The organism is Flavihumibacter sp. CACIAM 22H1 (genome assembly GCF_001601815.1).
GTDB lineage: Bacteria > Bacteroidota > Bacteroidia > Chitinophagales > Chitinophagaceae > Flavihumibacter.
Genome location: NZ_LUKG01000105.1, coordinates 1 through 12,174, shown reverse-complemented (window position 1 = coordinate 12,174; position 12,174 = coordinate 1). Strand labels below are relative to the sequence as shown.

Here is a 12,174-nt window from a genome sequence, read left to right as displayed (position 1 = left end):
TTACCTTTCCCCAATCAGACAGCTCCTTTATTGTTATAGATGCATTTGACAAAGGATCTTATGTAAAACTGCTGCCTGCTGAACGGAAAATAATTGGTTATACTACCCGCAACAGCGGCGGCGTACCCGCCAATTTCCGCAACTATTTTGTACTGCAGTTTGATCAGCCTTTTTCTTTTTCCGCTACCTGGCACGATTCGGTTTTGGTGAAAGGACAACTGGAAATGAAAGCCGATCATGCAGGCGCGGTGGTTGGTTTTAAAACCATAAAAGGACAAAAAATAGGCGTAAAAGTAGCTTCCTCTTTTATTAGTGAAGAACAGGCCCTGCTCAACCTTCAGCGCGAAGTGGGTAAAGAAAGTTTTGAGCAAACCAGGAAAGCATCGCAGGCCAGCTGGAAAGATATCCTGGGCCGGGTACAGGTGTCAGGTGGTACCGACGAACAGTTGCGCACGTTTTATTCCTGCTTATACCGTACCGTATGTTTTCCGCAAAAACATTATGAGTACGATGCAACTAATAAAATCGTTCATTACAGCCCCTATAACGGCCAGGTGCTGCCGGGGTACATGTATGCCGGCACGGGTTTCTGGGATACCTTCCGCGCCCTCTACCCCCTGCTGAACCTCCTCTACCCCTCTATTAACAAAGAAATGCAGGAAGGCCTTATCAACGATTATAAAGAAGGCGGTTTTTTACCGGAATGGTCGAGCCCGGGTTTCCGCAGTGTAATGGTAGGCAATAATTCGGCTTCGGTAGTAGCAGACGCTTACCTGAAAGGCCTGCGGGGGTATGATATCAATACCCTGTACCAGGCCTTGCTGAATGGCGCCAATAACGAGGGGCCGCTCGATGCTGTGGGCAGAAAAGGGGTGAACTATTACAACGAACTGGGTTATGTTCCCTACGACGTAAAGATCAACGAAAATGCAGCCCGCACCCTGGAATATGCGTACGACGATTTTACTATTTGGCAGCTGGCCAAAAAATTAAACAGGCCCAAAGAAGAAATTGCACTGTATGAAAAACGCATGCTCAATTACCGCAACCTGTTTGACCCCGAAACCAATTTGATGCGTGGTAAAAACAAAGATGGTTCTTTCCAGGCACCTTTTAATCCCTTGAAATGGGGCGATGCATTTACGGAAGGAAATAGCTGGCACTATAGCTGGAGTGTATTTCATGATATACAGGGACTGATCAACCTGATGGGAGGAACTACCCGTTTTGTGAATATGCTGGATTCGGTTTTTGTGATGCCGCCTTTGTTCGACGATAGTTATTATGGTTTCCCGATTCATGAAATCAGGGAAATGCAGATCATGAACATGGGCCAATATGCCCACGGCAACCAGCCTATTCAGCACATGCCTTACCTCTATAATTTTGCGGGGCAACCCTGGAAAACCCAATACTGGGTACGGGAAGTTATGAACCGTATGTATAAACCCACACCCGATGGCTATTGTGGCGATGAGGACAATGGCCAAACCTCGGCCTGGTACGTGTTTTCCGCTATGGGCTTTTACCCGGTTTGTCCGGGTACCGATGAATATGTGCTGGGTACCCCCCTGTTTAAAAAAATGACCCTGAAATTGGAAAATGGTAAGCAAGTAGCCGTTCAGGCACCGGCTAACTCTGCCAGCAATTTATATGTGAAGGAATTAAAATGGAATGGCGCAGTACACCCGTTTAATTATGTAAAACACAGTGAGCTCTTGAAAGGTGGCCTGCTGCAGTTCAGCATGCAGGCACAGCCCGACAAAAAAAGAGGTACTGACAAAAAAGCATTCCCTTATTCTTATTCTGCTAAATAAATAACCATGGCAACCAGAAGAAAATTTATACAACAAAGTACATTGGCAGCAGCTGGCTGGTTCCTGTTGCCATCGGAAGGATGGGCCGGTACGGCGGCTGGTTTTGAAAGTAAACGTCCACCCTTAGCCGAACGCAACTTTACCAGTGAGGCAGTGGAAGCCACCATAACCCGTGTAAAGCAGCAAATTGCCGATCCGGAACTGGCCTGGCTTTTTGAAAACTGTTTTCCCAATACACTGGATACAACGGTAGAGCTCGAAACCATCAATGGTAAACCCGATACCTATGTTATTACCGGCGATATTGATGCCATGTGGCTGCGCGATAGTACTGCACAGGTTTGGCCCTACCTGCCTTTGATCAAATCCGATAAAAAACTGCAAACCCTTATTGCGGGGGTTATTAACCGGCAGAAACATTGTGTGGCATTGGATCCGTATGCCAATGCCTTTTATAAGGATGTTACCAAAGAAAGTGAGTGGAAATCAGATATCACTGCCATGAAACCTGGTATTCATGAACGGAAATGGGAAATCGACAGTCTCTGTTACCCGATACGGCTGGCCTATCATTACTGGAAAATTACCGGCGATACCTCGGTGCTGGATGCCGACTGGGTTGCTACCATCCGCTTAACGGTACAAACGTTTAGGGAACAACAACGAAAAAAAGGAGACGGGCCTTATACTTTTCAACGGTCTACCTCCTGGGCTACAGACGGTGTTCCGCTCAGCGGTTACGGCTACCCGGTTAAACCGGTTGGACTGATCTGTTCTACCTTCCGCCCCAGTGATGATGCCACGCTTTTTCAATTCCTGGTTCCCTCTAATTTTTTTGCGGTAGTAAGTTTGCGGCAGGCAGCGGAACTACTTACCACGTTAAAGCTGGACGCTGCCCTGGCAACGGAGTGTACAACCCTGGCAACGGAAGTAGAGAAAGCCCTGCAACAATATGCCGTGGTTAATCACCCCGCTTTTGGTAAAGTATATGCGTTTGAGGTAAATGGTTTCGGCAGTTACCACCTGATGGATGATGCCAATGTACCCAGCCTCTTATCCCTTCCTTACCTGGGAGCCATAAAGGCGAACGACCCCGTATACGCGAACACCCGGCGTTATATTCTTTCTACCGAAAATCCTTTTTTCTTTAAGGGAAAAGCGGCAGAAGGCATTGGTGGCCCGCATGGGGGCAATCATACGATCTGGCCCATGAGTATTATAATGCGCGGTTTAACGGCGCATGATCCGGCTGAGGTTAAAAAATGTTTGCAGATGCTGAAAGCTACCCATGCAGGTACCGGTTTTATGCACGAGGCCTTTCATAAAGATGATCCCACTAAATTTTCGCGCAAGTGGTTTGCCTGGGCAAATACCTTATTTGGAGAGTTGATTTTACATACCAGTAAAAAATATCCGCAACTGCTGACTGCAAAAGTATAAGCACGATGACAAAGCTTGCTGTGGTTCGTCCAACTGCGCATGATTTTCCTGCGCTCACTGAATTATGGGAGGCATCTGTCAGGGCAACACATCATTTTTTACTGGAATCAGATCTACAGTTTTTCAAACCGCTGATCCAGAACCAATACCTGGGTATGGTTGAATTGGTGGCCTTACAGGAACCGACTGGAAAATTCCACGGTTTTCTTGGTGTATTGAATGGCAAAATAGAGATGTTATTTATTGATCCGGAAAGCAGGGGACAGGGATGCGGCAAACAATTATTGCTGCTTGCCCTGGAAGAATGGAAGGCAACCGAACTGGATGTAAACGAACAAAATGAGCAGGCGGTGGGGTTTTACCGGAAAATGGGATTTGAGGTAATCGGCCGTTCACCGGTAGATGGAATGGGGAAGCCTTATCCGCTGTTGCACCTGGTTTATAGAGGAGGTTGATTATTGTTCGTCTAATAAATCGGGTCTTCTTTCTTCGGTGCGCTGAAGGGCCTGCTCATAACGCCATTCTTCCACTTTCTTAAGGTCGCCACTGAGCAGGATGTCCGGCACCTTCCAGCCCCGGAACTCGGCAGGGCGGGTATAAACCGGGGGAGCCAGCAGGTTGTCCTGGAATGAGTCGGTAAGGGCCGAGGTTTCGTCGTTCAGTACACCGGGCAGCAGCCGGCCTACGGCGTCTACCACCACAGCCGCGGCCAGTTCGCCGCCGCTGAGTACAAAATCGCCGATGGAAATTTCCAGGGTAACAAAATGATCGCGGATGCGCTGATCAATGCCTTTATAATGCCCGCAAATGATAATCAGGTTGCCCATCAAAGACAGGCGGTTAGCAGTTTTTTGATCAAACCGCTGCCCGTCGGGCGTCATATAAATGACCTGTTCATAAGGGCGCTCGGCTTTTAACTGTTCAATGGCTTTTGCCAGGGGCTCACACATCATTACCATGCCTGCACCTCCACCATATTGATAATCATCAACTTGCCCGTATTCATTCACCGCCCATTGCCGCAGGTGATGCACTACTACCTCCAGGATCCCTTTTGTTTGCGCACGTTTCATGATAGAATGCCCCAACGGGCTTTCCAGCAATTCGGGAACAATGGATATTATATCAATTCGCATTTGGCAAAGATATTGGTTACATTTATCAAGTTTGCGGCAACAAAATATTCGGGAACCCAAGTTTATGCGTATTATCTCTGTAGTTGTACTGCTATTGGCTTATGCCATGGCCTGTAAACAGGCCGAACCTGCCTTGCCTAAAGTGGCGCTCCGCTATGCAGATACCCTGTTTTTTAAACAGACCGGTACAACGTTTTCCATTAATCCCGTAAGCAAACCGGCAGAAGCGGGTTATTTTAAGGCCATTCCGCTTGGCCTGGTAATGGACAGCCTCAGCGGCCGTATCAATATCAATGAAAGTGAGGGCGGAATCAGGTACAAGATCTATTATATCAGCACCGATCAGCAAACCGTGCTGGACAGCGTAAAGCTGGTGGTTTCGGGTATTGATTACCGCGATAGCATTTATACCCTGAATGCAGCCACCGCGTTAATAGCCAACCCTATTTACAATGCCGACCCTACCCAGCCATTACCCTGTGCCGACGATAACGACGATGAAGGAAATGACGACAACGATTGCGAGTTTGATGAAAAAGATACCGACGATGACGGCGATGATGAACTGCCCGGCGTTAATAACGACGGATGTAAAGTGGATGTAGACAATGGTGTTATAGACCTGGCTGCCAGTTTTGCCGATGGTTTCCTGGGTAATAACCCCGTAAATGGTACCACGCGCGATTTTGAATTCTTCTACCGGATAACGGATGTCAGTAATCGAAGTTTGCAGGCAATTACGGTTCGGTTCTATTATTTTGAAAGCCGGGCCGCTATTCCTGCCAGTTTATTGGCAGAACTGGGCAACCGCGATGCACAGGCAAGAGATGTATTGCTGCGAAACAGGGATCGTTTTATCCAGGCACCGGTTGTTAACTCCTCCCTTGCTACCGGTGCTGCCGGCATTATGCGGGTGGCCAGCGATATCAGCAGCCGCCCCAAGCGGCCACCCATTATAATACTTACCGGCCGGTAAACAAATAGAGTGTAGATTAGAGGCGCTGTTTGGTATGCGCAAATCTGCCCTTCTATATGGTTTATTGGCGGCATTGTTCCTGGTTTGGAAAGGTTTTTCGCAAGCTCTACCTGTTGTGGAACAAGCCCGTTCACTGTTTCAGCAGGCCGAAACACTGTATAATAGCGAAACTCCTTCTGCCTTATCCGACAGCCTTGCTTTAGCCAGGTACCAATCCGTAATTGAACTGTTAGAAAAGCAAGCGCCCGCAACCGGCCTGCATGGCGAAGCCCTGGTAAAACGAGGAAATATTTTACAAGGCCAACGCCAACTGGATAAAGCCGCTCTCGAATACCGGCGGGCATTGGCCTGGTTTGATGCATTTGGTAAGGATTCTGTCCTGTATTTCCAGGCCTGCCTGCACCTGGGTTCCAACTTTTACAATGGCTTTAAAATTGACAGCGCCCGCTACTACCTCGAAAAAGCGGCTGCTATTGCTATTCATCAACCCGCTTACCCCGACCTGGATGTTCTCTACAATTCGCTGGGCGCCCTGTATTTTCAAAGCTCAAACTACCTGCAGGCAGGTAACTATTTCGAAAAAGCAAGAATGCTGCTTTCTACCACCGCCGACGATTATACCGAAACCTATAATGGCTTTTCTAATAATATTGCTATTTGCCTGGCTGCAAGAGAACAGTACGAAGAAGCCCTGCAGATCTACCAGCCCTTATTAAAAGATCCTTACCTGAAAAACAGGGTGCGGCAAAATATCGGCCATCTATATTTTGCAAAAGGTAAACCGGATAGTGCACTTACCTGGTTTGGTAAAGTGGAGCCGGCGCCTGGCATTGCTACAGTTCGTATGTACCATGAAATGGCCCGGATTTACCTCGATAAAAAAGAGTATTCCAAAGCAGGCCATTACCTGGATGAAGCGCGCCGTATTAACCAATTGGGCGGGGAAAGCCCTAAAGAACGGGCGGCAGATTTTTTGCTGAGAAGCCGGATGGCATTTGCCATAGCCGACCCTAAAACAGCGCTCGGTTTTATTGAAGCCGGGGAAAAGGGTATCAATGAAAATAATGCGCCGCTGGTATTGTTTGAATTGCAGGAGCTAAAGTCGGATATCCGTTATGCCATGTATGAAAAAACCAGTTTGCCCGCTTACCTGGAAGCAGCAGTTAGCGCCGTTTTAGAGGCTATTGAAACTGCCGCCTTCATACGCTCTACCTACGATAATGATGAAGCCAAATTGTTTTTTACCAATAACCGGCACCGGGTTTACCAGAAAGCTGCGGAACGGATCTATAACTGGTACTTAACAGGTAATAAGAATGCTGCCCTGGAGGCTTTTTTCCAGGTGGAAGAACAGGTGAAGGGCAGTGTGTTAAATGATCAGCTCCGCACCTTACAGCAAAGAGCCGGTATTGACAATAACAAATCGCCTTTATTGCAGGAGGAATACGAATTGAAACAAAGCATGGCCTATTATTCTACCCTGCTGAACACACTTAGCAATGCGGAGGAAATAGAGCGGGTGGAAAAGGAAATGATTTCAACACGGGTAGCTTTATCGCGCCTGCAAAACAGGATAGTTGCCCTTAGCGGCAACAAGGATTCAACGGCAGCCCTGGGTACCCTGCAGCATTTTCAATGGAGCTTGCCAAAGGATCTGGGCATTATCAGTTTCTTACAATCCGATGCTGCTTTATTTCGGTTAGTGATTACCGGTAAAGCTGCTAAGCTGGATAAAATTCTGCTCGATACTTTGTTGAAAGAACAGTTGCAAAACTATGTGCAGGCCCTTCATACCCAACAGGAGGGTACCCGCTTTAAAGGGGCCCGGGCGGGGGCAGCTATTTACCAGGCACTAGTAGCCCCGGTTGCCGGCTTATTGCAATCGGTAAGTAAATGCACCATACTGGCCGATGGTTACCTGCACCTGCTTCCGTTCGAAGCCCTGCCGGTGGATGGAACTGCCGGCCGATATTTTCTACAGGAAAAAAGCATCAGCTACCAAACGTCTTTCAGGCAGGTAGAACAGCAACGGGCCCCCGAGGCAGAGCTGGTAGCGGAGGCCGACTGGCTCAGCTTTGCTCCTTTCCAGGAAGGGGATGCGCAGGTAACGCAAACCGGTTTAGCGGTACTGCCTTTTTCGGCAGAGGAAGCCGGTTCGGGCAAACCTGCTGCCGCATTGGTAGGCACACTTGCCACCAAGGAAAAATTTCTTCAGCTGGCAGGTACTGAAAAAGTGTTACACCTGGCTACCCATGCGGCTGCTAACAAAGAAGAAAATGGGTACTCCTGGATAAAATTTTATCCGCTAAGGCCTGATTCTATGCTTGGTTACACCTTGTTTCTACCGGAGATTTACCCCCTTAATCTTACCCAAAATGAATTGGTGATTATTAGCGCCTGCGAATCGGCCAACGGTACCCTGGCATCGGGAGAGGGATTGCTGAGTTTATCCAGGGCATTTTTGTACGCAGGCTCCAAAGGTGTAATTGCCTCTTTATGGAAATCGGAAGACCAGGTGACCGCCTATATTATCCAGGATTTCCGAAAACAGCTGAAGGCAGGCAAATCGGTGGAAGCAGCTTTGCAAGCGGCTAAATTAAAATTATTAAAGGATGCGGCTATTCCCGTACAGTTTAAGCAACCCAATTATTGGGCCCACCTGGTGTATATAGGTAATTGCAGCCAGGAGTCAAGCGGGTTTAACTGGAAGGTAGCCGGCGCGCTGGTACTGGGCTTTTTGCTTGTTATGAGCCTGGTTTATTTTCGCAAAAGTTCTTCGAGCCGGCTTAACTGAGCCGCTGTTACCTGCTGATGATAAAGGTGCTGCGCATCGGCCCGGATGCTGCTGAATAGGGCAAGGCTTTTATCCAATGCCCCGGTTTTAAGATAAGCGAGCCCGCCATAAAACTCGGCCTCGTCCTGGAAAACAGGGGCTTCATTATTTTTATTGGCATCCAGTATAGACTGGAAGGCATGGGCAGCCTGGTTCCATTCCTCCAGCGAGGCATAACTTAAACCGGCCAGCAGTTTTTCCTGGTTATCAGGGGTACTGTTTTTTTCGTATAAGGACAACAGCTCCCTGTATTTTTTAGCCCCATACAAGCTTGCCAGGGGAGATATTGTATTGCCGGAGCGGTAAACAGGTGTTTGATAGGGCTGGTAAATGGCGCTGTACAAGGCATTGGAATCGGTGGGTGGAAACTGCCAGTAAAAAATCCCCGCCAGTACTATAATAGAGGCTGCCACAGTGATCCATTTCACCAGGCTCCGGATTTTGGTAACGGGTGGTTTTTCCTCCTGCCTGTTTTCTTTCAGAAACTGCTCATGCAATTGGTTCACCTGGAACATGACCGGCGCTTTTTGCAGGAACAATTGGGCGGCCCGGTGCAATTCAATTTCCTGCTCCAGCGCTTCTTCACTTAATGAAGCTGCCTGGTTTTTGAGCACATCTTTTGAAAGACTGCCTTGTAAATATTCATCCAGTAAATGATCAATGGGTAAATTAGGATGCATGGATGTCTGTGCTTTTAAGGTGATTAAGTAAGGAAGGGTTATTCTTCAAATAATCTTTCAGGCTTTTCATACACTTGGATTTTTTATTCCGAAGCGCCTGTTCGCTAGCAAAGGATACTTTTTCCAATAATTCTCGCATGGGCAGCTTTTCGTAGTAGAAACCCAGCAGAATGGCCTTGCATACCGCCCCTATGGCATCAAAAGCCTGCAACCAGTTGGTACGCATTTCTTTATGAAATAAACGGGCATCGGCTAATTCGGTGGTGGGCGCTGATTGATGAAAGATCTGTTGTCGTTTTGTTCTTCGTTCTGTACTCCTGATTTCCTCCAGCCACAGGTTTTTTGCGATGCCAAACAAATAGGATTTTACAGTACTGCTGCCGTTGAAACGGTTTTGACGGATAGCATCTATGAACACCAGCACCGTCTCCTGGAAAATGTCTGCGGCGGCTTCTGTGCTGGCTCCCTTGGTTCTGATAAAAGTGGTTAGCAGGTCAAAATAGGTATTGTACAGCTCTTTTACCGGCCGGTTAATATCGGCCTGTTGTAAGGCTAGTACCAGTTCCGCATCTGGTAAGGGCCTTTTATCGGTAAGATCCAATGAATGGCGATTAAACATAGTAGTAATTAATAGTTGCCGATGCTCCCTGATCTGTAACCGGTTTGTTAAAATTTATTGCCGGATAATGCGGCCGTCCTCCATTTCTATGATGCGGTTGGTTTTTTCGGCAAATTCCGGATCATGTGTAACAATCAGCAGGCTCTGTCCAAATTCGGTAGCCAATTGCTGAAATGTATGAAACACAATTTCACTGTTCTTTTTGTCGAGGTTGCCGGTAGGTTCATCGCCCATTATAATAAGAGGCTCATTGATCATAGCCCGGGCAATGGCCACCCGTTGTTTTTCGCCGCCTGATAATTGACGGGGATTTTTATCGGCCAGCTTGGTTATATCCAGGGTATTCAATAACAGCAGGGCTCTTTCTTTCAGGGCTTCTACGGGGTATTTAGCCAGCTTCCGCGCCGGCAATAAAATGTTTTCCATTACACTGAATTCGTTCAGCAGGTAATGAAACTGGAATACAAACCCGATTTTTTCATTTCGCACGGCGGCCAGCTCTTTCTCTCTTAAACCCGTCATTTTGGTGCCATGGATAAATAATTCGCCCTGGTAATCGGTATCCATGGTAGACAGTATATACAGGAGGGTTGATTTTCCGCAACCCGATTTCCCGATTACCGATACAAATTCTCCGCTATTGACCTGGAAATTGATATCCTTCAGCACATCAATTTTTACCGGATCGTAAAACTGTTTGTAAATATGTTTTGCTTCAAGCAGGGGGCTGTTCATATTATTTACCTCGGATAATAACGACCGGATCAACCTTACTTGCTTTTCTTGCCGGAAAAAATCCGGCAAAATAGGTAGTAACCAATGAAAAGCTGCCGGCAATCATATAATAAATCGGGTTATAATTGATGGGGTAGGTGGTTACGGTGGGCAGGGCCGCGGTATTGAAGGGGATCTGGTCGATCAGCGAGGAAAGCAGGTACCCTATCAGTAAACCGGTTATGCCTCCAAAAAAGCCAATACCCAACGCAATAAGTATGAAAATGCGGTTTACATCTCTGCCGGAAAAACCGGTTGCTTTCAGGATGGCAATAGAGTCCATTTTTTCATAGATCATCATATTCAGTATATTGTAAATACCAAACCCGGCTACTACCAGCAGGGTAATTCCAACGGCATAGGAGATGATGGTACGGATGGTGGTGCCGGTTTCAAACTGCGAATTGGCTGTTTGAATATCTTCTGCATCAATGGAGAAAACTGTACCAAACTCTTTGGCCACCTGTGGCGCTATGTTTACATCGGTTAGCTTAAGCTGTATATCCGTAACATAACTGGCCGGTTTACCCAGTAATTTCTGCACGGTATTGATAGAGGCAAAACTTTGTGTTTTATCCAGCTCCTGCAAACCGGATTGAAAATGACCTACTACTTTCAGTCGAAACTGTTCGCCCTGGGCCGTGGTTATCTGCACCACATCGCCGATATCAGCCAGTAATTTATCGGCCAGTCCTTTGCCTAGTACAATGCTGTTGGCTACATTCTTTAAATCGGAAGCCTGCCCTTTGACCATGTAGTCGGTGAAAAAAAATAACCTTGATTCCGCTTCCACATCTATGCCGTAGATAACCCCGGTTATATCCAGGCTGCCTTCATTAAAGAATACCTGCGATGTAATTTTTGGGGCAATACCCAATACCCGGGTATCCTGCTTAACCCGGTCCATAATGGCTTTGCTGTTGTAGATTTCCTGCCTGCTATTGCCCGATTTTACCGATCGGATAATATGATAAGTAGCGTTGTATTCAGGAACCTGTTGCACCGGCTGTATGCTATCGGGGCGAATTTCGTTGTACAACCTCACATGAGCCGTTCTGTTCAGGATTAAGCCATCGAGTAATTTATTCAGTCCCGTCATAAAACTAAGCAGGGTAATGAACATGGTAATACTGAAGGTTACACCAATGGCGGCTACCAGGGTTTGTTTCCAGCGCGCTATTAACAGCGAATAAGCTATTTGTATAATTAACCGGGTACTCATTTCAGCGGATCGAGTAGGTGATCATGTACGGTTATGCCTTCCAGGATTTCTACCAGTTGGTAATCTTTCAGGCCTGTTTTTACTTTTCGTTTTTCCTTGTTTTCAAGTAATACAAAGGAATCCTGCACCAGGTAAGTTCTTGGTATGGTAAGTGTTTTGGGTTTGGATTGCACCACTATATTGGCTTCTGCAGAAAGGTTGGGATATAGTTTTTCAGGGGCCTGTATAAAACTGGCTTCAACCAGGAAACTACGGGTACGCTCGTCCATAATAGGATCAATTTTAGTTAACCGGGCTTCAAAAACCTGCCCCTTGTAGCTATCCATTTGCACAATAACTTTTTGTCCTTCGCTGATACGGGCAATATCGTATTCATCTACCAGTAGTTCCAGAATAAAAGCATCGGGGTTACCAATGGTGGCAATGGGTTGTTGAAGATTAACGGTTTCTCCTTTTTCTTTTAAGAGTTTATAGACCCGGCCATCGGATTCGCTTTTGATAATAAAATCATTTTGTTGCTCTCTGCTTATTGCCAGGTTTTTTCTTGCCTGTTGCGCGGTAAAGCGGATCTGCCGTTCCAGCTCGTTGTATTGCCTGCGGGCTATTTCTAAATTGGCGGCAGAATTTTCCATGGCAAGCTGGCGCTGTTCCAGTTCATTGCGGGTACCAATGCCTTG

General features: G+C 46.9%; 11 protein-coding genes. 5 read left to right on the top strand and 6 right to left on the bottom strand.

What is annotated here, in order from left to right; all coding sequences use genetic code 11:
• From A1D16_RS19665 to A1D16_RS19655, 3 genes are all read left to right on the top strand, one after another.
• Positions 1 to 1,817, top strand: a 1,817-nt coding sequence (locus tag A1D16_RS19665) for a GH92 family glycosyl hydrolase (RefSeq protein ID WP_290712711.1), incomplete at its 5' end; no start/stop codon positions are given.
• A gap of 6 nt (positions 1,818 to 1,823) precedes the next feature.
• Positions 1,824 to 3,257 (top strand): glycoside hydrolase family 125 protein, encoded by a 1,434-nt coding sequence (locus A1D16_RS19660; RefSeq protein WP_290712709.1) that lies wholly within the window; start codon positions 1,824 to 1,826, stop codon positions 3,255 to 3,257.
• A 5-nt stretch (positions 3,258 to 3,262) separates the two neighbouring features.
• Positions 3,263 to 3,712 (top strand): GNAT family N-acetyltransferase, encoded by a 450-nt coding sequence (locus tag A1D16_RS19655; RefSeq protein ID WP_290712706.1) that lies wholly within the window; start codon positions 3,263 to 3,265, stop codon positions 3,710 to 3,712.
• Here the strand turns inward: A1D16_RS19655 and trmD are convergent, their stop codons facing one another.
• A complete protein-coding gene (gene trmD / locus A1D16_RS19650) occupies positions 3,713 to 4,393 on the bottom strand; it encodes a tRNA (guanosine(37)-N1)-methyltransferase TrmD (protein WP_290712704.1) in 681 nt (226 codons plus the stop codon).
• Positions 4,394 to 4,457: 64 nt separating this feature from the next.
• Here trmD and A1D16_RS19645 point away from each other — a divergent pair, with 64 nt between their 5' ends.
• On the top strand, positions 4,458 to 5,369 hold the full coding sequence (locus A1D16_RS19645; protein ID WP_290712702.1) for a hypothetical protein: 912 nt from the start codon (positions 4,458 to 4,460) through the stop codon (positions 5,367 to 5,369).
• Between the two features lie 34 nt (positions 5,370 to 5,403).
• A complete protein-coding gene (locus A1D16_RS19640; RefSeq protein ID WP_290712700.1) occupies positions 5,404 to 8,163 on the top strand; it encodes a CHAT domain-containing protein in 2,760 nt (919 codons plus the stop codon).
• Here the strand turns inward: A1D16_RS19640 and A1D16_RS19635 are convergent.
• The 5 genes from A1D16_RS19635 to A1D16_RS19615 form a co-directional block, all read right to left on the bottom strand.
• Complete coding sequence (locus tag A1D16_RS19635) at positions 8,127 to 8,882, bottom strand: hypothetical protein (protein ID WP_290712699.1); 756 nt, start codon at positions 8,880 to 8,882, stop codon at positions 8,127 to 8,129. The genes A1D16_RS19640 and A1D16_RS19635 overlap by 37 nt on opposite strands.
• The gene (locus A1D16_RS19630) at positions 8,872 to 9,501 is read right to left on the bottom strand and encodes a sigma-70 family RNA polymerase sigma factor (protein ID WP_290712697.1); all 630 of its coding nucleotides are present in this window, start codon (positions 9,499 to 9,501) and stop codon (positions 8,872 to 8,874) included. The genes A1D16_RS19635 and A1D16_RS19630 overlap by 11 nt, the downstream gene beginning before the upstream one ends.
• Before the next feature lie 54 nt (positions 9,502 to 9,555).
• Positions 9,556 to 10,236: an ABC transporter ATP-binding protein gene (locus A1D16_RS19625; protein WP_290712694.1), complete on the bottom strand. Its 681-nt coding sequence runs from the start codon at positions 10,234 to 10,236 to the stop codon at positions 9,556 to 9,558.
• A 1-nt stretch (position 10,237) separates the two neighbouring features.
• Positions 10,238 to 11,497 (bottom strand): FtsX-like permease family protein, encoded by a 1,260-nt coding sequence (locus tag A1D16_RS19620; RefSeq protein ID WP_290712692.1) that lies wholly within the window; start codon positions 11,495 to 11,497, stop codon positions 10,238 to 10,240.
• Positions 11,494 to 12,174: HlyD family efflux transporter periplasmic adaptor subunit (locus A1D16_RS19615; RefSeq protein ID WP_290712690.1), on the bottom strand; the 681-nt coding region annotated here is incomplete at its 5' end. The genes A1D16_RS19620 and A1D16_RS19615, both read right to left, overlap by 4 nt.

Coding starts and splice junctions, on each gene's coding strand:
- A1D16_RS19660 (WP_290712709.1), top strand. CDS start 1,824: ATGGCAACCAGAAGAAAATTTATACAACAAAGTACATTGGCAGCAGCT.
- A1D16_RS19655 (WP_290712706.1), top strand. CDS start 3,263: ATGACAAAGCTTGCTGTGGTTCGTCCAACTGCGCATGATTTTCCTGCG.
- trmD (WP_290712704.1), bottom strand. CDS start 4,393: ATGCGAATTGATATAATATCCATTGTTCCCGAATTGCTGGAAAGCCCG.
- A1D16_RS19645 (WP_290712702.1), top strand. CDS start 4,458: ATGCGTATTATCTCTGTAGTTGTACTGCTATTGGCTTATGCCATGGCC.
- A1D16_RS19640 (WP_290712700.1), top strand. CDS start 5,404: ATGCGCAAATCTGCCCTTCTATATGGTTTATTGGCGGCATTGTTCCTG.
- A1D16_RS19635 (WP_290712699.1), bottom strand. CDS start 8,882: ATGCATCCTAATTTACCCATTGATCATTTACTGGATGAATATTTACAA.
- A1D16_RS19630 (WP_290712697.1), bottom strand. CDS start 9,501: ATGTTTAATCGCCATTCATTGGATCTTACCGATAAAAGGCCCTTACCA.
- A1D16_RS19625 (WP_290712694.1), bottom strand. CDS start 10,236: ATGAACAGCCCCCTGCTTGAAGCAAAACATATTTACAAACAGTTTTAC.
- A1D16_RS19620 (WP_290712692.1), bottom strand. CDS start 11,497: ATGAGTACCCGGTTAATTATACAAATAGCTTATTCGCTGTTAATAGCG.